This is a genomic window from Gemmobacter megaterium (assembly GCF_900156815.1).
In the GTDB taxonomy this organism is placed as follows: domain Bacteria; phylum Pseudomonadota; class Alphaproteobacteria; order Rhodobacterales; family Rhodobacteraceae; genus Wagnerdoeblera; species Wagnerdoeblera megaterium.
The window spans coordinates 154,982-179,331 of record NZ_FTOT01000001.1 but is presented as its reverse complement, the minus strand read 5'-3'; the positions used below and the strand labels follow the sequence as shown (position 1 = coordinate 179,331).

Annotated in this window: 20 protein-coding genes; 13 read left to right on the top strand and 7 right to left on the bottom strand. The window is 66.7% G+C overall.

The features are described from left to right. The first annotated feature begins 419 nt into the window (after positions 1-419). Positions 420-3,173, top strand: coding sequence for an aconitate hydratase AcnA (gene acnA / locus BW970_RS00830; RefSeq protein WP_076527777.1), 2,754 nt, complete (start codon positions 420-422; stop codon positions 3,171-3,173). A 58-nt stretch (positions 3,174-3,231) separates the two neighbouring features. Here acnA and BW970_RS00825 read toward each other — a convergent pair whose 3' ends face one another. Then, positions 3,232-3,585 (bottom strand): DUF1304 domain-containing protein, encoded by a 354-nt coding sequence (locus BW970_RS00825; RefSeq protein WP_076527775.1) that lies wholly within the window; start codon positions 3,583-3,585, stop codon positions 3,232-3,234. Positions 3,586-3,787: 202 nt separating this feature from the next. Between BW970_RS00825 and BW970_RS00820 the strand changes: the two genes are divergently transcribed. Then, on the top strand, positions 3,788-4,186 hold the full coding sequence (locus BW970_RS00820) for an META domain-containing protein (protein ID WP_076527774.1): 399 nt from the start codon (positions 3,788-3,790) through the stop codon (positions 4,184-4,186). A 339-nt stretch (positions 4,187-4,525) separates the two neighbouring features. Here BW970_RS00820 and BW970_RS00815 read toward each other — a convergent pair whose 3' ends face one another. Further along, a complete protein-coding gene (locus BW970_RS00815; RefSeq protein WP_076527772.1) occupies positions 4,526-5,476 on the bottom strand; it encodes a LysR family transcriptional regulator in 951 nt (316 codons plus the stop codon). A 101-nt stretch (positions 5,477-5,577) separates the two neighbouring features. Between BW970_RS00815 and BW970_RS00810 the strand changes: the two genes are divergently transcribed. The 4 genes from BW970_RS00810 (at position 5,578) to BW970_RS00795 (ending at position 11,628) form a co-directional block, all read left to right on the top strand. Next, on the top strand, positions 5,578-6,798 hold the full coding sequence (locus BW970_RS00810; protein WP_076527770.1) for an acyl-CoA dehydrogenase: 1,221 nt from the start codon (positions 5,578-5,580) through the stop codon (positions 6,796-6,798). A gap of 155 nt (positions 6,799-6,953) precedes the next feature. Then, positions 6,954-9,137 carry a dehydrogenase E1 component subunit alpha/beta gene (locus BW970_RS00805; protein WP_076527768.1) on the top strand — a complete coding sequence of 728 codons (2,184 nt, stop codon included), beginning with the start codon at positions 6,954-6,956 and terminating at the stop codon, positions 9,135-9,137. A 176-nt stretch (positions 9,138-9,313) separates the two neighbouring features. Continuing rightward, positions 9,314-10,336: an acyl carrier protein gene (locus BW970_RS00800; RefSeq protein WP_076527766.1), complete on the top strand. Its 1,023-nt coding sequence runs from the start codon at positions 9,314-9,316 to the stop codon at positions 10,334-10,336. 218 nt (positions 10,337-10,554) lie between these two features. Then, on the top strand, positions 10,555-11,628 hold the full coding sequence (locus tag BW970_RS00795) for a saccharopine dehydrogenase C-terminal domain-containing protein (RefSeq protein WP_076527764.1): 1,074 nt from the start codon (positions 10,555-10,557) through the stop codon (positions 11,626-11,628). Positions 11,629-11,830: 202 nt separating this feature from the next. On the opposite strand, the gene BW970_RS00790 is transcribed toward BW970_RS00795, so the two are convergent. From BW970_RS00790 to BW970_RS00775, 4 genes are all read right to left on the bottom strand, one after another. Next, the gene (locus BW970_RS00790; protein WP_076527762.1) at positions 11,831-12,685 is read right to left on the bottom strand and encodes a hydroxymethylglutaryl-CoA lyase; all 855 of its coding nucleotides are present in this window, start codon (positions 12,683-12,685) and stop codon (positions 11,831-11,833) included. Continuing rightward, the gene (locus BW970_RS00785) at positions 12,669-13,367 is read right to left on the bottom strand and encodes a glutathione S-transferase family protein (protein ID WP_229740417.1); all 699 of its coding nucleotides are present in this window, start codon (positions 13,365-13,367) and stop codon (positions 12,669-12,671) included. Before BW970_RS00785 ends, BW970_RS00790 begins: the two co-directional genes overlap by 17 nt. 84 nt (positions 13,368-13,451) lie before the next feature. Further along, on the bottom strand, positions 13,452-14,225 hold the full coding sequence (locus tag BW970_RS00780; protein WP_083701080.1) for a gamma-glutamyl-gamma-aminobutyrate hydrolase family protein: 774 nt from the start codon (positions 14,223-14,225) through the stop codon (positions 13,452-13,454). Positions 14,226-14,568: 343 nt separating this feature from the next. Next, complete coding sequence (locus BW970_RS00775; RefSeq protein ID WP_076527758.1) at positions 14,569-15,840, bottom strand: FAD-binding domain-containing protein; 1,272 nt, start codon at positions 15,838-15,840, stop codon at positions 14,569-14,571. 232 nt (positions 15,841-16,072) lie between these two features. Between BW970_RS00775 and BW970_RS00770 the strand changes: the two genes are divergently transcribed. Further along, positions 16,073-16,549, top strand: a complete 477-nt coding sequence (locus BW970_RS00770; RefSeq protein WP_076527756.1) for a DUF4177 domain-containing protein — start codon at positions 16,073-16,075, stop codon at positions 16,547-16,549. A gap of 1 nt (position 16,550) precedes the next feature. Here the strand turns inward: BW970_RS00770 and BW970_RS00765 are convergent, their stop codons facing one another. Beyond that, positions 16,551-16,808, bottom strand: coding sequence for a BolA family protein (locus BW970_RS00765; RefSeq protein ID WP_076527754.1), 258 nt, complete (start codon positions 16,806-16,808; stop codon positions 16,551-16,553). 85 nt (positions 16,809-16,893) lie between these two features. Here BW970_RS00765 and BW970_RS00760 point away from each other — a divergent pair, with 85 nt between their 5' ends. From BW970_RS00760 to BW970_RS00735, 6 genes are all read left to right on the top strand, one after another. Continuing rightward, entirely contained in the window at positions 16,894-17,523 is a 630-nt protein-coding gene (locus BW970_RS00760) for a J domain-containing protein (RefSeq protein WP_076527752.1), read from the top strand. A gap of 173 nt (positions 17,524-17,696) precedes the next feature. Then, positions 17,697-18,929 carry an aminotransferase class V-fold PLP-dependent enzyme gene (locus BW970_RS00755; protein ID WP_076527749.1) on the top strand — a complete coding sequence of 411 codons (1,233 nt, stop codon included), beginning with the start codon at positions 17,697-17,699 and terminating at the stop codon, positions 18,927-18,929. 98 nt (positions 18,930-19,027) lie between these two features. Further along, positions 19,028-19,471, top strand: a complete 444-nt coding sequence (locus tag BW970_RS00750; RefSeq protein ID WP_083701079.1) for a TrgA family protein — start codon at positions 19,028-19,030, stop codon at positions 19,469-19,471. Positions 19,472-19,613: 142 nt separating this feature from the next. Then, complete coding sequence (locus tag BW970_RS00745) at positions 19,614-20,723, top strand: NUDIX domain-containing protein (RefSeq protein ID WP_076527746.1); 1,110 nt, start codon at positions 19,614-19,616, stop codon at positions 20,721-20,723. A 64-nt stretch (positions 20,724-20,787) separates the two neighbouring features. After that, positions 20,788-21,819, top strand: coding sequence for a cysteine synthase A (locus BW970_RS00740; protein WP_076527743.1), 1,032 nt, complete (start codon positions 20,788-20,790; stop codon positions 21,817-21,819). Further along, complete coding sequence (locus BW970_RS00735; protein ID WP_083701078.1) at positions 21,819-24,350, top strand: DUF3772 domain-containing protein; 2,532 nt, start codon at positions 21,819-21,821, stop codon at positions 24,348-24,350. Before BW970_RS00740 ends, BW970_RS00735 begins: the two co-directional genes overlap by 1 nt.

The window sequence follows — 24,350 nt, the reverse complement described above, 5'->3', positions numbered from 1 at the left end:
TGGGCCGCGATGACCACCAGGATCCCGAGGGATCCGGCGCGCTGCCATCTCCGGCCAGACCGGACTATCGCCGATGGCACAGGCGGGCGCAAGGCAGCGCCCCATGCCACGAACGGCGCCGCCCCCGCGAACGACCGCAGGAAAATCGTGGCTTGCCCGTCCGGGGCGGAGCCGTTGCGCCCGGTCGTCCCTGCCGGTACCATAGGGACCAACCGCAGGGATCCCCCGCGCGCGGCAGGCGCACGGCAGGTGTGGCTGCGGCGGCCAGATGGGGGGTCCAGCCCGGTCGCATCGCCTGTCCGAGGGTCACGGCAAGATCGGGCTGGATTTTCGGCATACAATTGCATACAAGGCTCTCGACTCCCTCCCCGCCGCCGGGGACAGGATCCCAGCACGACCGATCAGCCAGGAGGCCGCAGATGACCGTGACCGTCGGACATGACAGCCAGAAGACCCGCAAGACCCTTGTGGTCGGCGGAAAATCCTATGCCTATTACTCCATCCCCGCAGCCGAGGCCGCCGGTCTGGGAGAGTTCTCGAAACTCCCCGCCGCGCTGAAAGTGGTGCTGGAAAACATGCTGCGGTTCGAAGACGGCAAGACCGTCTCGGTCGGCGACATCAAGGCATTTTCGGACTGGGGCAAGATGGGGGGCAAGAACCCGATCGAGATCGCCTATCGCCCCGCCCGCGTGCTGATGCAGGACTTCACCGGCGTTCCCGCCGTGGTGGATCTGGCCGCCATGCGCGACGGCATCATCGGCCTGGGGGGCAACCCGCAAAAGATCAACCCGCTGAACCCGGTCGATCTGGTCATCGACCACTCGGTGATGATCGACGAATTCGGCAATCCGCGCGCCTTCCAGATGAACGTCGATCTGGAATATGAACGCAACATGGAACGCTACCAGTTCCTGAAATGGGGCCAGGGCGCGTTCAACAACTTCCGCGTGGTGCCGCCCGGCACCGGCATCTGCCACCAGGTGAACCTGGAATATCTGGCCCAGACCGTCTGGACCGATACCGACCAGGACGGCAATCTGGTTGCCTACCCCGACACGCTGGTCGGCACCGACAGCCACACCACCATGGTCAACGGCCTGGCCGTTCTGGGCTGGGGCGTCGGCGGGATCGAGGCCGAGGCCGCGATGCTGGGCCAGCCGGTCTCGATGCTGATCCCCGAGGTCGTCGGCTTCAAGCTGACCGGCAAGATGGTCGAAGGCACCACCGCCACCGACCTCGTGCTCAAGGTCGTGCAGATGCTGCGCAAGCATGGCGTGGTGAACAAATTCGTCGAATTCTACGGCGAAGGGCTGGACCACCTGCCGCTGGCCGACCGCGCGACGATTGCCAACATGGCCCCGGAATACGGCGCCACCTGCGGCTTCTTCCCGATCGATGACGAAACGCTGCGCTACCTGCGCAACACGGGGCGCGACGAGGACCGCATCGCGCTGGTCGAAGCCTATGCCAAGGAAAACGGCTTCTGGCGCGGCCCGGACTATGACCCGGTCTACACCGCGACCCTGCATCTGGACATGGCAGAGATCGTGCCGGCCATTTCGGGACCGAAACGCCCGCAGGACTATCTGCCGCTGACCGACAGCGCCCGCACCTTCTACAAGGTGGTGGCCGATTACCGCGGCATCGACCTGTCGCCTGACGCGCAGGAGATGGGGGCCGAAGGCGGCGCCATCGTCGCCCCGCCCAAGGATGTGCGCAAGGTCGTTCCGGTCGAAGGCACGGACTACAGCGTCACCGACGGGTCGGTCGTGATCGCGGCAATAACCTCGTGCACCAACACCTCGAACCCCTATGTGATGATCGGGGCCGGTCTGGTGGCCCGCAAGGCGCGCGCGCTGGGTCTGAACCGCAAGCCCTGGGTGAAAACCTCGCTGGCACCGGGATCGCAGGTCGTGGGCGCCTATCTGGAGGCCGCCGGTCTGCAAGAGGATCTGGACGCCATCGGCTTCAACCTCGTCGGCTATGGCTGCACCACCTGCATCGGCAACTCTGGCCCGTTGGGCGATCCTGCCATTTCCAAGGCGATCAACGAGAACGATCTGGTCGCGGCGGCCGTCCTGTCGGGCAACCGCAACTTCGAAGGCCGGATCAGCCCGGACGTGCGGGCAAACTTCCTCGCCTCGCCGCCGCTGGTTGTCGCCTATGCGATTGCCGGTGACATGAACATCAACCTGACCAAGGATCCGATCGGCCAGACCCCGGATGGCAAGAATGTGTTCCTGAAAGACATCTGGCCGACCAACCAGGAAATCGCCGATCTGGTGCACAAGACCGTGACGCGCGAAGCGTTCCAGTCGAAATACGCCGATGTGTTCAAGGGCGACGAACGCTGGCAGGCGGTCGAAGTGACCGACTCGGAAACCTACGACTGGCCGCCCAGCTCGACCTATATCCAGAACCCGCCCTATTTCCGCGGCATGGCCAAGGGCAAGGGCGTGATCAACGACATCTCGGACGCCCGCGTGCTGGCGATCCTGGGCGACATGATCACCACCGACCACATCAGCCCGGCCGGTTCGTTCAAGCCGACCACCCCGGCGGGCAAATACCTGACCGAACGCCAGGTGGCGCACAAGGATTTCAACTCCTACGGCTCGCGCCGGGGGAACCACGAAGTCATGATGCGCGGCACCTTTGCCAACATCCGCATCAAGAACGAGATGCTGGACGGCGTCGAAGGCGGCTACACCAAGGGGCCGGACGGCGGACAGACCTCGATCTATGATGCCTCGATGGCCTATCAGGAACAGGGTACCCCGCTGGTGATCTTTGGCGGTGTCGAATATGGCGCAGGCTCGTCGCGCGACTGGGCGGCCAAGGGCACGGCGCTGCTGGGCGTCAAGGCCGTGATCGCCGAAAGCTTCGAGCGTATCCACCGCTCGAACCTGGTTGGCATGGGCGTCATCCCGTTCGAATTCAGCCCCGGCGAAAACCGCAAGACGCTGGGCCTGAAGGGCGACGAGACCGTCTCCATCGCCGGTCTGGCAGGGGATCTGAAGCCGCTCAGCATGGTGCCCTGCACCATCACCTATGCGGATGGCACGGTGAAGACCATTCAGATCAAGTGCCGCATCGATACCGCGATCGAGATCGAATATGTCGAGAACGGCGGCGTTCTGCACTATGTGCTGCGCGACCTCGCCAAGGCATAAGCGTCTGCGATACTTGCGAAAAGGCGCCCTTCGGGGCGCCTTTTCACATCGGCCGCGCCTACCAGCCCAGCCACAGTGCGATCAGCGCCAGCACGGCGGGCAAAGTCTGCACCATCAGGATGCGCCTGCTGACCGTCGCCGCGCCATAGATCCCGGCGACGGCAACGCAGATCAGGCAGAACACCGTGATATCAGCCCTCGGCGTGCCGTGGATCAGGCCCCAAAGCAGGCCGGCCACCAGAAACCCGTTGTAAAGCCCTTGATTGGCAGCCAGCACCCTGGTTTGCGCGGCCTGTTCAACGGTGGTGTTGAACGCCTTCCGGCCTGCGGGCTTTTCCCACAGCACCATTTCCAGAATCACGATATAGATGTGGATGGCCGCGACCACCGCAACCAGAACCAAAGCCAGCATTCCCGTTCTCCTGCCAGGGCCGATAGCGCAGGGTGACGCCCGCCCTGCGGCAGATCAAGGACAAAGCCCTTGCCGGCGTTCGATCCCGTGCCAGACTGGCCACCGGCAAACCCCCGCCGGACACCACCGCCAAGGATGGCGGCGCACGGCGGCGGATGCCATAAGGGATCCGGCCCCGAGTGGCCGCTGAACGGAGGATATCATGCGCATTTTCCAGGCCCTGACGGTCGTTCTTGGTATGCTGGCCCCCATGCCCATGCTGGCGCAGGCGCAGACCCTGACAGGGGGTGACTGGCAGGTCGCCGATCTGCCCGGCATCACCTTGCCCCCCGACGCGACGCCCACGCTGAGCTTTTCTGCCGAGGGCAGGGTCGCGGGACATTCCGGCTGCAACCGCTTTACCGGCGGCTGGACGCAGGACGGGTTGCAACTGACCTTTACCGCCATGGCCACCACACGCATGGCTTGCGACTCCGCCCGCATGGAGGTCGAGGACCGGATGCTTGCCGCGCTGGGGGCAGTGACCACCCTTGCGTTGACGCCGGGCGGGGCGCTGGAACTGCTGGGCAGCGATGGCCTGCTGCTGCGCGCCACGCGCTAAGGGACTGCCCATTCCATCGCGGCTGGTCTATATCGGCGGCAGGGCCGGATTCGGCCCTGTGCGGACGTGGCGAAACAGGTAGACGCAGCAGACTTGAAATCATTGGGTGCCCGCGGGGAAACCTGCGGTGCAGAACCGCTCAAAGTCGGGGAAAGCTGACGGGGCCATGCGGCCCCCTGCCAATCCCGAGCCAAGCCCCGACACCGGGGAAGGTGTAGAGACTGGACGGGCGGCGCCTGTAGCCTTTCGGGGCCATGGCGAAGGGACAGTCCAGACCACGAACGCCCCCCGCAACGGGGGCGGCGGCGAAAGCCGAAGTGGTACGAAAATCTGCCTCCTTCAGGGAGTACGGGTTCGATCCCCGTCGTCCGCACCATCCCCTGCCCCTTCGCGCGCCCGAAGATCGGCGGTTTCGGCGGCCAGCCAGTCGCGCAAGGCGACCACCGGCGGATAATCGGCCCGCGCCTCTGGCCAGACCAGCCAATAGCTTCCGGTTCCGCTGACCGGCGCGCCGGGGAGCCGTTGCAGCCGCCCCTCGTCCAGATCCGGCATCGCCAGGAATTCAGGCAGCAGCGCCACCCCCAGACCATGGATCGCCGCCTGCGTCATCGGGGCGAACTGGTCGAACAACATGCCGCGCGGCAAGGGGGCCACCAGCCCGTGGGCGCGGAACCATTCCGGCCAGGCCGTGGGGCGCGTCTCGATCTGAAGCAGCGGCAGGGCGTGCACATCGGCAGGCTGCCGGATCGGATTGGCGCGCAGGAACGCGGGCGCGGCACAGGCCACAAGCGTTTCGTCAAACAGCCGCAGATGCCCTGCCCCGCGCCAGTCATCCACGCCGAAATGAATTGCGGCATCAAAGCCCTCGGCCGCAAAGTTGAACCGCTTGAGCCGCGTGGCCAGATTGATCGTGATGCCCGGATGCGCCGACAGGAATCCCGCCAGACGCGGCGCCAGCCAGCGGGTGCCAAAGGCGGGCAGGATCGCCAGGCTCAGCACCCCGCCGCCCGGATTGGCGGCCAGTTCCATCGACGCCCGCGCCACCAGATCCAGCGCGCGGGAAATGTCGCGGCCATAGGCGCGCGCGGCCTCGGTCGGGATCAGACGGCGACGTTCCCGCAGGAACAGCGGTTGCCCCAGTTGCGATTCCAGGTTCTGCACCAGGCGACTGACCGCCCCTTGGGTCAGATCCAGTTCCCGTGCCGCCGCGGCGGTCGAGCCGGTGCGCAAGACGGCCTCGAACGCCGTCAACAGACTGACCGATGGCAGGAAACGACGCGGGCGGCTCATGTGATATGTGTTTTGCGCATGGATTGACGCCCAGATAACGTTGGATTGCCGGGTTTGCCAAGCCTATACCTCATGCAACCCCTGAAACCACGAGGAACGCCATGACCGAGCGCCCGAAACTCAAAGCCAAGGATGCCCCCGATCTGACCCGCTTCGACTGGGAAGATCCCTTCCGTCTGGACGCCCAGCTGACCGAGGACGAGCGCGCCATGCGCGATGCCGCCCGCACCTATGCCCAGGAAAAGCTGCAACCCCGCGTCATCAAGGCCTTTGCCGAGGAATCCACCGATCCGGAAATCTTCCGTGAAATGGGCGAGATGGGCCTTTTGGGCGTGACGGTTCCCGAGGAATACGGCGGTCTGGGCGCCAGCTACGTCGCCTATGGTCTGGTCGCCCGCGAGGTGGAACGAGTGGATTCGGGCTATCGCTCGATGATGTCGGTGCAATCCTCGCTGGTGATGTACCCGATCTATGCCTATGGCTCGGAAGAACAGCGCAAGAAATACCTGCCGAAACTGGCCTCTGGCGAGTTCATCGGCTGCTTTGGCCTGACAGAGCCCGACGCCGGATCGGATCCCGCGGGCATGAAGACCGTGGCGAAGAAAACCGCCAATGGCTATGTGCTGAACGGATCCAAGATGTGGATCTCGAACAGCCCGATCGCCGATGTGTTCGTGGTCTGGGCCAAGTCCGAGGCCCATGGCGGCAAGATCCGCGGCTTTGTGCTGGACAAGGGCATGAAGGGCCTGTCGGCGCCCAAGATCGGCGGCAAGCTGAGCCTGCGCGCCAGCATCACCGGCGAAATCGTCATGGACAATGTCGAAGTCGGCGAAGATGCGCTGCTGCCGCATGTCGAGGGGCTGAAAGGTCCGTTCGGCTGCCTCAACCGCGCCCGCTATGGCATTTCCTGGGGTGTTCTTGGCTCTGCCGAGTTCTGCCTGCACGCCGCGCGCCAGTATGGCCTGGACCGCAAGCAGTTCAACAAGCCGCTGGCCCAGACCCAGATCTTCCAGTTGAAACTGGCCAACATGATGACCGAGATCTCGCTGGGTCTTCAGGCCTCGTTGCAGGTCGGTCGGCTGATGGATGCCGCGAATGCCGCGCCCGAGATGATTTCCATCGTCAAGCGCAACAACTGCGGCAAGGCGCTGGACATTGCCCGCTGGGCCCGCGACATGCACGGCGGCAACGGGATCTCCGAGGAGTTCCAGGTGATCCGCCATATGGTGAACCTGGAAACGGTGAACACCTACGAAGGCACCCATGACGTGCACGCGCTGATCCTGGGCCGTGCCATCACCGGATTGCAGGCGTTCTACTGAGCCACGGGCGGGGGCGCCCGCCCCCGCACCCCTGACCCGCGGGATTTGCCCGAGGGTCTGGGGGCATGTCGGGCAAGACAGACAGGCGGGAGCCACCCGCCTGTGGGACAACGATCCCGGTGCCGGAAAAGCCGGGACAAGGGAGGGAGCCGCCAATGCCGCGCTCGCAAATCGTTCACGACAATTTCCTGCGCCGCGTGCCGGTCGGGGATTTTCCCGCTGGGCGCAGCCCGGCACCGGGCTTGACTGCCGCAGCGGCGGTCGCCGTCTATCGCGCGCAGGTGGCAAGCCGGGCGCTGGACCTGCAAGCCCGCGCGATGCAGAAGGCGGGGCAAGGTTTCTACACCATCGGCTCCTCGGGGCACGAGGGGATGGCCGCCGTTGCCGCCGCCCTGCGGGTCGAGGACATGGCCTTTCTGCACTACCGCGATGCCGCATTCCAGATTGCACGCGCCGATCAGGTGCCCGGACAGACCCCCATCTGGGATATGCTGCTGTCCTTCGCCTCGTCGTCCGAGGATCCGATTTCGGGCGGGCGGCACAAGGTGCTGGGCTCCAAGGCGCTGAATATTCCGCCGCAGACATCGACGATTGCCAGCCACCTGCCAAAGGCGGTGGGCGCGGCCTATGCCCTGGGGCTGGCGCGGCGGCGGCCACCGGAACATCGGAGCATGGCCGATGACGCCATCGTCGTCTGTTCGTTCGGCGATGCGTCGGCCAACCATTCGACGGCTCAGGGCGCGTTCAACACCGCAGGCTGGACCGCCTATCAGCATATCCCGCTGCCGCTGTTGTTCGTCTGCGAGGACAACGGGATCGGGATCTCGACCAAGACCCCGAAAGGCTGGATCGAGGCGGGCTTTCGCGCGCGGCCCGGTGTGAAATACTTCAAGGCCGACGGGCTGGACATGTACGAAACCTTCGCCGTTGCGAAGGAAGCCGCCGACTGGGTGCGCAAGCGCCGCAAGCCCGCCTTTCTGCATCTGCGCACCGTGCGGCTGTATGGCCATGCCGGGGCCGATCTGCCCACCACCTACATGCCCCGCGAAGAGGTCGAAGCCGAAGAGGCGAACGATCCGCTGCTGCATTCCGTCCGGCTGATGGCCGAGGCCGGCGCCATGGCACCGCAAGAGGCGCTGCAAATCTATCTCGACACCCGCGAACGGGTGGCCAGAGTCGCCGCCGAAGCGGTGACGCGCCCGCGCCTGAACGACGCCAAGGGCGTGATGGCCGCGTTGATACCGCCTGCAAGGCCCTGTCGCCCGACCAATGGCCCGGCAGAGGAGGCGCGCGCCGCCGCCTTCGGCGCAGAGCTACGCCAGATGGCAGAGCCACAGATCATGTCCAAGCTGATCAACTGGGCGCTGACCGATCTGATGCTGGAGCATGGCGAAATCGTCATGATGGGCGAGGATGTCGGCCGCAAGGGCGGCGTCTATGGCGTGACGCAGAAACTTCAGGCGCGCTTTGGCCCGGACCGGATGATCGACACGCTGCTGGATGAGCAATCCATTCTGGGCTTGGGCATCGGTCTGGCGCACAACGGGTTTCTGCCGATGCCCGAGATCCAGTTCCTGGCCTATCTGCACAATGCCGAAGACCAGTTGCGCGGCGAGGCGGCGACGCTGCCCTTCTTCTCCAACGGCCAGTATACCAACCCGATGGTGCTGCGCATCGCGGGCCTTGGCTATCAAAAGGGCTTTGGCGGGCATTTCCACAACGACAACTCGGTCGGCGTTCTGCGCGACATTCCGGGGCTGATCCTTGCCGTGCCCTCCGATGGCGCAGAGGCGGTGCGGATGCTGCGCGAATGCGTCCGGCTGGCACGCGAGGAACAGCGGCTGGTGGTGTTCCTAGAGCCGATCGCGCTTTACCCGATGCGCGATCTGCTGGCGGACAAGGACGGCGGCTGGATGCGCACCTATCCCGCCCTGGGCGAACGGACAGAGCTTGGCACGGTGGGGGTGCATGGCGATGGCACCGATCTGGCCATCGTCACCTTTGGCAACGGTGTCTATCTGTCGCGTCAGGCACAGGCGGATCTGGCGGCCGAAGGCGTATCGGCGCGGGTGATCGACCTGCGCTGGCTGACGCCCCTGCCCGAGGCGGCGATGCTGGAGGCGGTCAAGGGCTGTGCGCGGGTGCTGGTGGTCGACGAATGCCGCCGCACCGGAGGCGGGCCGTCCGAGGCGGTGGTCAGCGCCCTGACGCTGGCAGGCGTGACAGGCGTTGCGCGGCTGGCGGCAGAGGACAGCTTCATCGCCACCGGCCCCGCCTATGCGGCAACCATGCCCTCGCGCGAACAGATCGTGGCGGCGGCCAAGGCCGCGCTGGCATAGCGCGCCCGCAGGGTCCTGCCCTGGCGGGCGGGCCCCGTGCGCCGGGCGGGCCCTGTGCGATACATCTGCCGCAGGTGCCTGGCGCAGACGGACTGACAAGGCGCCCGTCCGCAACGTCTTGCCGGGGCCATCCAATATAAACAGGGTCGTGCGCGACCGGGTCGAGGAGAAATGCGATGAAGGCGGTTGTGGTCTGTCCGGGGCGCGGCACCTATGGCAAGGGCGAACTGGGGTCGCTGCTGCGGCATCATGCCGGCAAGGCCGATCTGCTGGCGAGCTACGAGTCGGTGCGGGCAGAGGCCGGGCAGGAAAGCCTCGCAGATCTGGATGGCGCCGCCCGGTTCGACATGGCACGGCATACGCGGGGCGACAATGCTTCGGCGCTGATTCATGCGATGACGGTGGCCGATACCATGGATCTGGCCGGGGTCGAGGTGGTCGCCGTCACGGGCAATTCGATGGGCTGGTATTCGGCACTGGCCGTGGCCGGTGCGCTGGCCCCCGTCGAGGGATTCCGGCTGGCAAACGGCATGGGCGCGCGGATGCAGGCGGCGCTGATCGGGGGGCAACTGGTCTATCCGCATATGGGTGACGACTGGCGCCCCGACCCAGCCCGCAAGGCCGAGTTGCTGGCGCTGGTGGCAGACATCGGTGCACGGCCGGGACATGCGTTTGCGCTGTCGATCGACCTGGGCGGAATGCTGGTGCTGGCTGGAAACGAGGCGGGGCTGGCGGCCTTTGAGGCGGCGGTGCCCAAAGCGGGGCAGTTCCCGCTGCGGCTGCCCAACCATGCTGCCTTTCACACAGGCTTGCAGGCGCCGGTTGCGGCCGAAGGGCGCGCGGCCTTTCTGGGCCTGCCCTGGCAGCAACCGGCACTTCCCATGATTGATGGGAGGGGCGAAATCTGGTGGCCCCGCTCTGCCGATCTGGGCAGACTGGCCGATTATACGCTGGGGCATCAGGTGGTGGCAGCCTATGAGTTCACCCATGCCATTGCCGTGGCGGCACGGGAATTCGCACCGGATGTCTTCATCGTGACCGGCCCCGGCACCACTTTGGGCGGCGCCGTGGCGCAAAGCCTGGTGCTGGCCGGATGGCGGGGCATGACGTCGAAGGACGACTTCATGGCGCGGCAAGCGGAGCAACCGATTCTGGTCTCGATGGGGCGCGAGGATCAACGCGGACTGGTCACAGGCTAGACCCCGATACGCAGGCCCGGCGCATCATGCCCCCCTTGGCGAACACAGCCAAGCTCCAGGACAAGGTGACGCAAGCGCCTTTGCAATGTGACTCTCGCTTGCGTCATTTCAACGAAAATTCCTGACATAACGCGCGAAGTGACACACCGATCCGGCAGGTTCCTCGGGCAAAGTCCCGTGGACAGGCGCAGCGGGCGCCGGAATGAAAGGGACATGTCATGGCGTTCGAAAAGGTTGCGGTTCTGGGTCTGGGCAAGGTCGGGCATCTGGCTGCCGAACTGCTGGCCGGGGCCGGATTCGAGGTGACGGGCATTGATGCCCGCGGGCTGGAAGGCGCCCCGTTCAAGGTGAAGGCCGTCGACATTTCCAACGATGCCGCCCTGCGCAGCGCGCTGGCCGGGCAACAGGCGGTGCTGTCCTGCCTGCCCTATCACCTGAACATCGGCGTCTCGACCGTGGCCCATGCGATGGGGCTGCACTATTTCGACCTGACCGAAGATGTGCCGACGACCAACCACATCCGCAAACTGGCAGAAACCTCCTCTGGCGTGATGGCCCCGCAATGCGGGCTTGCGCCCGGCTTTGTCGGCATCGTGGGCGCAGATCTGGCGAACCGCTTTGAAAAGGTCCGCTCGATCCGCCTGCGCGTGGGCGCGCTGCCCCAGAACCCCACCGGCCTGCTGGGCTATGCGTTCAACTGGTCCCCCGAAGGCGTGGTGAACGAATACCTCAACGATTGCGAAGTGATCGAGGAGGGCACGCGCAAGATGGTTTCGGCGATGGAATGGATGGAAACCATCTATGTCAACGGCGTCAAGCTGGAGGCGTTCACCACCTCGGGCGGCCTTGGCACCATGTGCGAGACCTATGCCGGCAAGATCGAGAATCTCGACTACAAGACCATGCGCTATCCGGGCCATGCGCAGTTGATGAACTTTTTCTTCCACGAATTGCTGATGCGGGAGAACCGCGCCGAAGCGGGCCGCATCCTGACCCATGCCAAACCGCCGGTGGACGAGGATGTCGTCTATGTTCACGTCGCCGCCGAAGGCTGGGATGGCGGGCAACTGAAACGCAAGGAATTCGTGCGCGCCTATTATCCGCTGGAAATCAACGGCACCCGGCGCACGGCCATTGCCTGGACCACCTCTGCCTCGGTCGTCGCGGTGATCGAGATGGTCCGCGCAGGCACCCTGCCCGCCAAGGGGTTCCTGAAACAGGAAGACATCCGGCTGGCCCCATGGGAGGCAACCCGCACCGGCGCCCTGTACGAGCAAGGCGCCCGTCGCTGAAAAGGTCGCCGCCCCGGCACAGCCCTGCGGGCGGCAACTCTGCCCTGATCCGGCGCTGCGAAACCCGGCGCTCTGAAACACCGGGGGGCAAGGCCGACACCAAACCAGCGGCACGCCGTGAAACGCCATCGCACGCGGCCCCTGTGGGGCCAGACATCAAACCGCGCCCCGCCCGCAGACCTGCGGATGGGGCGTTTCCGGCTTAGACGCCGCGCATCGCGCGGGCCATGGCCGCGCCTTCGGCAATCACGGCGCGATCCAGCCCGGTCGCATATCCCAGCGCCTCGACATGGGCGACAACCGCCTCTGTCGCCACATTCCCCTTGGCCCCCGGCGCATAGGGGCAACCGCCCAGCCCGCCGACCGCCGCATCGAACACCCGCAGGCCCCGCTCCAGCGAGACGCTGACATTCTCCAGCGCCCGGCCTGCCGTATCGTGATAATGCCCGGCCAGACGCCCGGCCGGCATCTCTTGCAGCACCGCCTGCAACATGGCGTCAATCGTCTCGGGCCGGCCCTGCCCGATGGTATCGCCCAATGACACCTCGTAGCAGCCCATGTCACGCAAGGCCGCGACCACCCGCGCCACCGCATCGGGAGCGACCGGCCCGTCATAGGGGCAATCGGTCACGCAGGACACATAGCCCCGCACTGGCATCCCATCAGCCTGCGCGCGTTCGGCCACGGGGCGAAACCGCTCCAGGCTTTCGGCGATGGAGGCGTTGATATTGGCCTTGGAGAACCCTTCCGACGCCGACCCAAAGATCGCCACCTCGTCGGCACGCGCCGCCAGCGCGCCCTCGTACCCCTTCAGGTTGGGCGTCAGCGCGGCATACCGCACCCCCGGCACGCGGGCGATGCCTGCCAGCACCTCGGCACTGTCGGCCATCTGCGGCACCCATTTGGGGCTGACGAAACTGGCAATCTCGATCCGGCGGAACCCGGCACGGCCAAGGCAATCGACCAGCGCGATCTTCTCTGCTGTCGGGATCGGGCGCTGTTCATTCTGCAACCCGTCGCGCGGGCCGACTTCGAAAATCTCAACGTGGCTGGTCATCGGGGGCCTCATAGAAATCGCGGGTATAAATCTCGGGGGCGCCATCGGCAGCAAGGGCGGCCTGAAAGCCGGGACGCGCGGTCAGTCGGGCGTGATAGGCGGCAAGGCCGGGACTGTCATCGAACCGCACGAACCGACGGGCCAGATGCACCCCATAGCCCAGCGCCACATCCGCCGCGGAAAACCCCGACGCAAGGGTCCAGTCCTGCCCGCCGACCGCACGCGCCACACCATCCAGCGCGCGCGCCAGCCGCATCGCCTCCAACCGCATCACGGTCGGGCTGCGCATCCAGTCCTCGCGCAATACGATATGCTGCTGGGTCAGTTGCGCCAGATGCTGGCCGATGGTTTCGGCGTAGTGCAGCCATTCCAGCCAGGCGCGGCGCTCGGGATGCCCAGGCGCGCGGCCCATATGGGGCGCACGGGTTTCACACAGATATTCCAGGATCGCCCCGCTCTCGAACATCGTTGCGCCGTCGATCTGCACCGCAGGCACCCGGCCAGCCGGGGATATCGCCAGAAACGCCGGATCGCGCAGGGCCTTGCCTGCAAAGCTGAGCCGCTCGACCCGGTGCGGCAGTCCGGTTTCGTGCAGGAACCACAATATGCGGAAGGACCGGGCCTGAGGCACATGCCAAAGCCTGATCCCGGAATCTTCGGCGGATCTGTCGTCGGCGGTCACTGTTCCCTCCCGGTTTGCCCCCGCCCCGACCTAGCACCATCACCGCACGGCGGTCCATGGGTTTGGCGGGCTGGCGCAACCGGATCAGGCGGCGCGGGCAGCGCCCGAACAGGCCCAGGCGCGGGCCGCCTCGCCAAAGGCCTGGAACAGCGGGCGCGACACCGGATCCGCGCCTGCATTGTATTCCGGGTGCCATTGCACCGACAGGGTAAAGCCCGGCGCATCCTTGACATAGATCGCCTCGGGCGTGCCGTCGGGGGCGGTTCCCTCGATCACCACGCGGCTGCCGGGACGGGCGATCCCCTGACCGTGCAGCGTGTTTGTCATCACCTCGTCAGCCCCCAGAAGCCGGGCAAACACCCCGCCAGAGACAAATTTCACGGTATGGCGCAGGGCGAATTTCTCTTCGATGGTGCCATCGGGCGGCATCCGGTGGTTCATACGGCCAGGCAGATCGCGGATTTCCGGATACAGCGTCCCGCCAAGGGCGACGTTCACCTCCTGAAAGCCACGGCAGATGCCAAAGAACGGCTGGCCCCGTTCGACGCAGGCCCGCACCAGCGGCAGCGTGATCGCATCGCGGTTGCGGTCAAAGGCGCCATGCGCGGGGGTTTCATCCTCGCCGTATTCGCTGGGGTGCACATTCGGGCGCCCCCCCGTCAGCAGAAACCCGTCGCAGGACTCGAGCAGTTCGGCCACCGAGGCGACCCGCGGATCGGCTGGCACGATCAGCGGCAGACATCCCGCCACCTCGGCCACGGCATGGCAGTTCATCATGCCAGCCGCCTGCACATGATAGGTATCGTTCAGGATGCTTTCGTTGCCGATGATGCCGATTACCGGCCTGCGGTTCTGCATTGCCATTTCCGTCCTCGCGCCCCTTGCACCGTCAAGGTAGCGCCGCGAAACGGAAAGGAAAAGGGGAGAGACCCTAGCAGATCGGCCCCTCCGGTTGTGCACCTGTGAACATCGCAGCCATCTGATGCCGGATCCCGGCACGCAGTTGCGGGCGACCGGGCGCCAGGCGCCCCTCTGCCCTTGCAGGGGCGAAACATGGTGCATTGGCAAAAGTCCGGCGCGACTTGCGAGGGGGCTGCCCTGGCCCGGCATCCAGACACGAGGCCCGGCACGACCGGACATGGCCACCGCGACTGCACGGGCGCCATCTGTGCGTAAATGCGTTGCCGCTGGTGCCGCCCCGCTAGAGATCCAGACACAGCTGCGCCGTTGCGGCACGCGGGCGCGGGACGGCATCCTCGACCAGCACCAGATCCTGCCGGTTCGCCGGAGCCGCCCAGGCCCGCCGCGCGGGCCCCAGCCGCAGGCGGGCATCGCGGGCGGCCTGTGCCGGGTCGATCACCGGCTCGGGGTAGCGACGGCCCAGCAGCCTTCCGGCTGCCTCCCACCGCCATGGCGCATGAAGGCAGGCATCGGGCACATCCGCCAGTTCCGGCACCCAGCGGCGGGTAAAGCCGCCAAGCGGATCATGCTCCTGCCCCAGCCTGACCGGATTGGCGATCCGCGCATTGGGCTGGCACAACGCGGCCATCTGCGGCCCCAGGATTGCCGGATCATGGTCTGTCGCCAGCCGCGCCAATACGCCCGCCACGGCCTGCGGCGACAGCCCGAGAAGATGCACCGCAACCGAGGCCAACATCCAGCGCCCGCGCGCATTCAGCCATCCCGTCGCCCTGAACTGGCGCAGACAGGCATCGACAAGCGGCAACCCCGTCTGCGCGGCGGAAAACGCGCCAAGATGTCTTGCCTCGCCCTCGTCGGACAGCCGCCCTGCGCCGGGACGCTGACGCAGCGCCTCCAGAAACGCCCGTGCCGCGCGCGACGGAAGCCGACCGGGCAGCAGCGCCCGCACCTCTGCCACCGACAGCGTCCCATGCGCCAGATGCGGCGACAACCGCGACCCTGCGCGCTCGCCCGCAACGGGTGACGCCAGCGCCGCCGGATAGGCCGCACCGCGACCGGCCGCGAAGCTTTCGGCCAGGGCCAGCCCGGCCGCCCGCCCTCCAGGCTGGCGGTGCGGACAGGGATCGGCCCCCAGACCAAGCGCGCGGGCCGTGGGGATCAACCCCGGCTCGACCCCTGCGACCGGCGTCAGGCCGGGGGGCGCCAGCGGCGCATCGGGCGCCACCTCCTCGACCCCCTCCGGCAAGGGGTATCCGGGGCGGTGCAGCGCCAGCACCCGGTCAATGCGATAAGACCGGGTCAGGCGCGCGATCACCTCGTCGGCCCGCCCCATGCGGACCACCAGCGGGGCGCCCAGGGCGGCCAGATCGGCCCGCAACCCGGCCAGCGTCTCGGCCACGAACTCCCATTGCCGGGCCGAGGCGCCCGGCGCCTGCCAGTCGGCAGGATCCGCGACATACAGCGGCAATACGCGCCCCATCCCCGCGGCCCGCACAAGGGCCGCATGGTCGCCCACCCGCAGATCGCGCCTGATCCAGACAAGAACATTCATGGAACAAATCGCTAGGGCGGCGGCGGCGATTCGTAAAGAGGGCGTTTGCGCCCGCCACCTGCAACCGCATTGAACACCCCGGACAGATACCATATGTGCCAGCTCCGGCCATGCGGCACACAGCGACTGGTGCGGGGGCCGGTCCGGTCACACCTTCGGCAGAATTCCCCCCGCCCGCTTGGCCTTGGTCGGCATATCTCTTAATCTTGCGGGCAGATGCAGGGGGTCGTGAATGCAACGTTTCGAATACAAGGTGGTGCCTGCACCGCGCAGGGGTGAAAAGGTCAAAGGCGCCAAGACGACCGAGGCGCGCTTTGCCCATGCCCTGACCCGCGCCATGAACGAGATGGCCGCCGAGGGCTGGGAGTATCTGCGCACCGACACCCTGCCGGTCGAAGAGCGGGTCGGCCTGACCGGACGGACCACGACCTTTCAGCACATGCTGGTGTTCCGCAAGGAACTGGCGCCGGGCGCAACCGCCAAGGCGCCGCTGGCCGCCCTGCCGATGCCCGGATTTGACGATCCCGCCACTGCCGACGATATCGAGCTGGATCCGATGGATGTGGCGGCCCGGCGTGCGGCCCTTGTGGCGCGGCCCCAGTTCGGGCCGGCGCCGCGCGTTTCGGCGACAACGGACACCGGGCTTGCCCCGTCGGTCGGCCCGGCGCGGTCGGCCGGGCCGGGCGGCGGCGGTCAGGCTGCGGAATAGCCTATCCCTCGATCTCCAGCGCCAGCGCATGAATGCGCCCCATGATCTCGGGGCCAAGGGCGGCATGAACCGCACGGTGCCGCGCTAGGCGCGACTGGCCCGCAAAGGCCGGGGCCCGGATCGCCACCCGGAAATGGCTTTCGCCAGAGCCGTCATCGCCCGCATGACCGGCGTGGCGATGGCTTTCATTCACCACTTCCAGCCGCTCCGGGGCGAAAGCGTCCATCAAGGATGCGCGAATTTTGTCCTCGATCTGCATTTTTGGCTGTCAACCCCCTACAAGTGCCCGTCGATCAAGCTAAAATCACCGCCCTGAATCGGAAAGGCAAGCCCCGGAGCCCGCCATGACAACCCGTTCGCCGTTCGACTTCGACATTCGCGTGTCTTCGGACAAGAAACGCAAGGCGCGTGGCCGGCGTGGCATGTCGGGGGCCGTCGAAGGCACCGACAAACCTTGCGCCTTTCCCGGCTGCAAGGAGCTTGGCCAATACCGCGCGCCCAAGTCCCCGGACAACCTCGACGAATTCGTCTGGTTCTGTAAGGATCACGTCCGCGAATACAACCTCAAGTGGAATTTCTTCCAGGGCCAGACCGAAGAGGAATTCCAGCGATTTGTCGACAAGGACCGCGTCTGGGGCCGCGACACCCAACCCTTTGGCAAACGCCCGGACGAGGGGCGGGCCTGGTCGCGCCTGGGGGTGGACGACCCGCTGGAGATCCTTGGCGAAAAGGGCACGCGAAATGCGCCCGCCTCGGTCCAGACCCGCCGCCTGCCGCCGACCGAGCGCAAGGCTTTGGAAATTCTTGACGCCCGCGATAGCTGGACGCGCACGGAAATCCGCAAGCAATACAAGAGCCTGGTCAAGGATTTGCACCCCGACCTCAACGGCGGCAACCGCGCCGACGAGGACCGCCTGCAAGAGGTGGTCTGGGCTTGGGATCAGTTGAAGGACAGCCGCAGCTTCAAGGACTGAACCGCGACGGCCTGGTCGCCCGGACCCTGTGCAGACCATCGGCCCCGCCTGCTCGCGGCCGCACGGGACGGGCGCGGGCACAAGGTGCGGGGGGCCGGGGCGGGCCGGTTTCCCCTTGCGCCTGCGCCGGACTGCGGCCAGTCTGCGCCGGATCCTTCATCCGGAATGCCGCCATGACCCGCCTCGACCTTGACTTTGTCCGCGCCCAGTTCCCCGCCTTTGCCGAACCCTCGCTGCAAGGGCAGGCGTTTTTCGAGAATGCGGGCGGCAGCTATACCTGCACGCAGGTGATCGGGCGGCTGACCCGGTTCTATCACAGCCGCAAGGTGCAACCCTACGCCCCGTACGAGGCCAGCCAGCTTGGCGGCGCCGAAATGGATGAGGCGCGCAGCCGGCTGGCGGCCCTGATGGGGGTCGAGGCCGATCAGGTGTCCTTTGGCCCCTCGACCAGCCAGAACACCTATGTGCTGGCGCAGGCGTTCCGCCAATGGCTGCCCCAAGGCAGCGCCATTGTTGTCACCAATCAGGACCACGAGGCCAACACCGGCGTCTGGCGCCGCCTGGCCGATGCCGGCGTCGAGGTGCGGGAATGGCGGATCGACCCGGACACCGGGCACCTTGATCCGGCAGACCTGTCCCCGCTTCTGGCCGATGGCAAGGTGCGGCTGGTGGCCTTTCCGCATTGCTCCAACGTGGTGGGAGAGATCAATCCGGTGGCCGAGATCTGCGCCATGGCGCGCGCGGCCGGGGCCTATACCTGCGTTGACGGGGTCAGCTATGCCCCGCATGGCTTTCCCGACATTCCGGCGCTTGGCACCGACATCTACCTGTTTTCCGCGTACAAGACCTATGGGCCCCATCAGGGCATCATGGTCATCCGGCCCGAGGTGGGATTTGCCCTGCCCAACCAGGCGCATGGGTTCAACGGCGACACGCTGTTCAAGCGGTTCACCCCTGCGGGGCCGGATCATGCGCAGGTCGCGGCCTGTGCGGGCATGGCGGATTATGTCGATGCGCTGCACGCCCACCATTTCCCCGGCCAGACCGCCACGCCGCTGGCGCGCAACAATGCCGTGCATGATCTGATGCGCAGCCATGAACGCGCGCTGACCCAACCGCTGCTGGACTATCTGGCCGCCCGCAACGATCTGCGCCTGATCGGGCCGCGCACATCGGCAGGACGCGCGCCCACCGTGGCGGTGGCACTGGACCGCCCGGCCCATCCGGTGGCCGCAGCCCTGGCGGCGCATGGCATCATGGCGGGGGGCGGCAACTTCTATGCCCAGCGCCCGCTGGAGGCCCTTGGCCTGTCCGGGGAGCAAGGCGTTCTGCGGCTGTCCTTCGTGCATTACACGGCGCAGGCGGAAATCGACCAGTTGATCGCCGCGCTGGACCGGGTGCTTTAGCGCCACACCGCCACCACCGCCTGAGCCGCCCCACTTGCGCCACGCGGCGCAGCGGCCGACAGTGCGGATCAATCCAGATCAGCCCGCAGGCCCCGCCGATGATGCCCACCGCCGCCCGCCTGATTGCCGCCCTGGCCTTTGCCGTGGTCGGCTTCTTCACGGCCGAACTTTACAAGCCCGGCCTGCCGCCCGAAACGCAATGGGGCCGGTTCACCCTGATCTGCACGGTGATCGGCCTGTTGTGCGGCTGGATCGTCATGGGGCGGCTGGCCGGGCGCGGCACGCGCACGGCCCTTGGTGCGGGGCTGCGGACCTCGGCGACGATGCTGTTTCACGCCATGATCCTGTTCTCGGTCTACGAGATGATCCTGCGCGCGCTGCGCAAACGCTATCCCGGTGTGTTCGAGGCGATCGAGGGCACCTTCGACATCATCCTGATCTATGGGGCCGCGCTGTTGCGCCCCGAACCGCTGATCGCGCTTGTTGCCGGGGGCTTGCTGGCCGGTCTGCTGACCGAATGGGTCGCCCGCCGCGCGGGATGATCGCCGCCCCTTCCATCTGGGCCGCAACCCACCTATCCCACGCGCGCCGGTCGGGGCTGCATTTCCCCTGGCCCTGACTGGCGCGGGGGTCTGGCCCCTGCCCTTGCCAACCGCGATGCCGCCCCCGGAACGGAGCCTGTCGATGGCCAATGTCTTTGTCTACGGCACCCTGTGCCACCTGCCCTTGCTGGAAACCGTCCTGGGACGCGCGGTCGCTGCGGTGCCCGCGCGCCTGCCCGATCATGCCGTGTTCTGGGCACAGTCCCAGCCCTTTCCGCTGATCGTCGCGGCCCCCGGCCAGACCGCCCAAGGGCTGTTCGTGCCGGATCTGGGGGCCGAGGACATGGCGCGGCTGGATTATTACGAAGGCGGCTTTGCCTATCACACCCGCGAGGTGACGCTGGACAACGGCCATTCGGCCCGCGTCTATTTCCCCGATCCCGGCCATTGGCTGCCCGGCGCGCCCTGGTCGCTGGCGGATTGGGTTGCGGCGCGCGGCGCCGTCGTGACCGAAACCGCGCGCGATGTGATGGCGCTTTACGGCAACACCCCCGCGGCCGAGGCGCTGCGGCGCTATGGCATGATGCTGGGGCGCGGGGCCTCGCGGCTGCGCGCCGCCCGGTCCGAGCCGCCGACCCTGCGCCGGGCCGCCACATCTGCGGATGTGGACATCGTGGCGCATCGCCAGCCCTATGCGAATTACTTTGCCGTCGAGGAATTCGACCTGCGCTATCGCCGGTTCGATGGCACCTGGTCCGACCAGACCACCCGCGCCGCCTTTGTGTCGGGCGATGCCGCGACCGTGCTGCCCTATGATCCGGTGCGCGACCGGGTGTTGCTGGTCGAACAGTTCCGCCCCGGTCTTTATGCCCGAGGCGAGGCGAATCCCTGGCTTCTGGAGGCGGTGGCGGGCCGGATCGACCCGTTCGAAACCCCCGAAACCTGCGCGCGGCGCGAAGCGCAGGAAGAGGCGGGCGTCGTGCTGCGCGATCTGATCGAGGTTGCGCAATATTATCCCAGCCCCGGTGCCAAGACGGAATATCTCTATTCCTATGTCGGCCTGTGCGATCTGCCCGATGCCACCCCCCGCAGCGGCGGTCTGGCCGAAGAAGTCGAGGATATCCGCGCCCATGTCCTGCCGTTCGACCGGCTGATGGACCTGATCCGGCGCCGCGAGGCGGGGAACGGGCCGCTGATCCTCACGGCGATGTGGCTGCACGCGAACCGCGCAACCCTGCGTTCGGCCGGCTGATACGCTTGTATCCTTGGCACCTGCGGCCTAAACCTTGCAGACGAAACGCGAAAGGACGCATCCCATGCGCATGTGCCGTGACCTCGCCGACAGCATCGGCAAGACCCCTCTGATCCGCCTGCGCAAGGCGTCCGAGATCACCGGCTGCGATATCTGGGGCAAGGCCGAGTTCCTGAACCCCGGCCAGTCCATCAAGGATCGCGCCGCGCTGTATATCATCAGGGATGCAGTCGCGCGCGGGCAACTGAAGCCCGGCGGAACGATCGTCGAGGGCACGGCCGGAAACACCGGGATCGGGCTGGCGCTGGTCGGGGCCAGCATGGGGTTCAAGACCGTGATCGTGATCCCCGAAACCCAGAGCCAGGAGAAAAAGGACATGCTGCGCCTGGCCGGGGCTGAACTGGTGCAGGTTCCCGCCGCGCCCTATTCCAACCCGAACAACTATGTCCGCTATTCGGGCCGTCTGGCCGAGGAACTGGCCCGCACAGAACCGAACGGGGCGATCTGGGCCAACCAGTTCGACAATGTGGCGAACCGTCAGGCCCATATCGAAACGACCGGACCCGAGATCTGGGACCAGACTGGCGGCAAGGTGGACGGGTTCATCTGCGCGGTCGGATCCGGCGGCACGCTGGCCGGTGTCGGCATGGCCTTGCAGTCCAGGGGCGTGAAGATCGGCCTCGCCGATCCCGAGGGGGCGGCACTGCATTCCTTCTACACCGACGGGGTGCTCAAGGCCGAAGGCGGCTCGATCACCGAAGGCATCGGCCAAGGCCGCATCACCGCCAACCTCAAGGGGTTCACCCCCGACATGTCCTTCCGCATCCCCGATGCCGAGGCGCTTCCGGTGGTGTTCGACCTGCTGGCACAAGAGGGGCTGTGCCTGGGCGGATCGTCGGGCATCAACGTGGCAGGCGCCATCCGGATGGCGCGGGCCATGGGGCCGGGCCATACGATTGTCACCGTGCTGTGCGATTACGGCACGCGCTATCAGTCAAAACTGTTCAACCCCGAATTCCTCAAGGCCAAGGGGCTGCCGGTGCCTGCCTGGCTGGACCAGCCGGGCCGTGCCCTGCCCGAAGTCTATCAGGGCTGATGCGCGCCGTGCTGTCCCGTCTGTTGCCTCTTGTCCTGCTGGTACTGCTGATGGCCGCAGGGCCGGCGCCTGCGCAATCCCGCGCGTGGTGGCTAGGCGGCGTTGTCGGCAGCGGTGCGGCCAGCGCCCAGACCGACCCGGCGCCCGCCCCTGCCGAGACCGGCATAGATTACCGGGCCTGGGCCACCTTTGCAGGCCAGACAGAGCGCATGATCTCAGATCCGACCACCGTGTCGGACCGGCTGGAATCCCTGCGCGGGGAACTGGCCGCCTGGCGAGAGCGGTTCCTTCAGGCCCAGAGCGCGAACAAGCCCCGCATCGACACGCTGCGCGAACAGATCGCCGCCCTGGGCCCGGCCCCCGCCGAAGGCAGCACCGAGCCGCCGGAACTGGCCGAACGCCGGGCCGAGCTGAACACACAACTGGCCGCCGCGCAGGCCCCGGCCATTGCTGCCGAAGAAGCCTATCGCCGTGCCGATGGCCTGATCCACGAGGCCGACAGCATCCTGCGCGCCCGCGATGCAAGCAAGCTGGTGCGCCGCGACCCTGCCCCGGTGAACCCGGCCAACTGGACCATGGCGGCAGCGGCGCTCAGCGGCTTTGCAACGGATCTGTGGGCCGATCTGTCGGCCTCCTGGGCCGATCCCGCGCGCCGGTCCTCGCTGGTACAGGCCGCGCCGCTTCTGCTTGGCGAATTGCTGATTGCCGCGCTGCTGTTGTGGCAGGGGCGGCGCTGGATCGACCGCGTGATCCAACGCTTGCAGGACAGGCTGCCCACCGGCTGGTGGGGGGTGGTGGAACTGCCGCTGTCGCTGACACAGGTTATCCTGCCGGTCGCCGCCTTGCTGTTCCTGACCTCGGCGCTGGAACAGACGGGCTTTCTGGGTCCGCTGGCCGAAAGCATCGCCACCGACGGGGTGATGACGGCGGGGCTTGTGATCTCTGTCATGCTGTGGATCGGCTGGCACGTGTTTCCCGCCGACGAGCGGCTGACCCAGGTCGTGGTGCTGCCAGCCCCGCGCCGGGCCGAAGGCCGGCTGCATGTGACGCTGGCCGCGATGGCCATGGGGGCAGAGGCGCTGCTTGCCCCGGCATTCACCGCCGGGGCCTATGGGGTGGCCGCGGTCAGCACGGTGAATTACCCTGTCACCGCCTTGATCGGTCTGCTGCTGTTCCGTCTGGGCCAGTTGCTGCGCCAGAGCGCCGCAATCGAGAACGACGGGCAGGAAACCCCCGGCTTCCGGCCCCTGATACTGACGATCCTGGGCAAGGCCGCGATGGCCATCGGCATTGTCGGCCCCATTCTGGGCGCGATCGGCTATATTGCCCTGGCCGATGCGATGGTCCGGCCCGCACTCAGCACCCTGGGATTGCTGGCGGTGGTCGCGTTGCTGCAACGGTTGATCTACGACATCTACGCCGTCGTCACCCGTGGAGATCCGCGGCTGGCGCGCGATGCGCTGATCCCCGTGCTGATCTCCTTTGCCCTTGTCCTCGCAGCGATCCCCGTTCTGGCCTTGCTGTGGGGCGTGCGCAGTGCGGATCTGTGGGAATACTGGACCCGCTTTCGCGAAGGGTTCCGGCTGGGCGATACCCGGATCAGCCCCACCGATTTCGTGATGCTGGGCGTGATCTTCGGCATCGGCTATGGCGTGACACGGCTGATGCAGGGGGCGTTGCGCACGACGATCCTGCCCAAGACCTCGCTGGACACCGGCGGCAAGAACGCCATCGTGGCCGGTGTGGGTTATGTCGGGATCGTGCTGGCCGCGCTGGCCGCGATCACCTCTACCGGACTTGACCTGTCGAACCTTGCCATCGTTGCCGGGGCGCTGTCGGTCGGGATCGGCTTTGGCTTGCAGAACATCGTCTCGAACTTCGTGTCGGGCATCATCCTGCTGATCGAACGTCCCGTGGCCGAGGGCGACTGGATCGAGGTCGGCGGCATTCAGGGCATCGTGCGCGGAATCTCGGTGCGTTCGACCAAGGTCGAGACCTTTGACCGCACCACGGTGATCGTGCCGAATGCCGACCTGATTTCCGGTCAGGTGACCAACTGGACCGGGTTCAACTTGAATGGCCGCCTGATCGTGCCGGTCGGCGTCGCCTATGGCACCGACACGCGCAAGGTGGAACGTATCCTGCGCGAGATTGCCGAAGCGCAACCGCTGGTCGTGCTGAACCCGCCCCCCGCCGTGCCCTTTGTCGGATTCGGCGCCGACAGCCTGAATTTCGAGATCCGCGCCATCCTGCGCGACATCAACTTCATGTTGTCGGTGCGCTCCGAGATCAACCACCAGATCGCCGCGCGTTTTGCCGAGGAAGGCATCGAGATTCCCTTTGCCCAACGCGACCTGTGGATCCGCAACCCCGAGGCACTGACCGGCCGCGCCGCCGAACGGCCCGCGGCCGCCCTGCCGCCCGAACCGTCCAGTGTCGCCAACCCGCTGCGCGATGACGAAACCCTGCGCGAGGAACCGGGCGTCAGCGACCACGCCCCCGGATACGGCCGCGAAGACGAAAGAGACTGA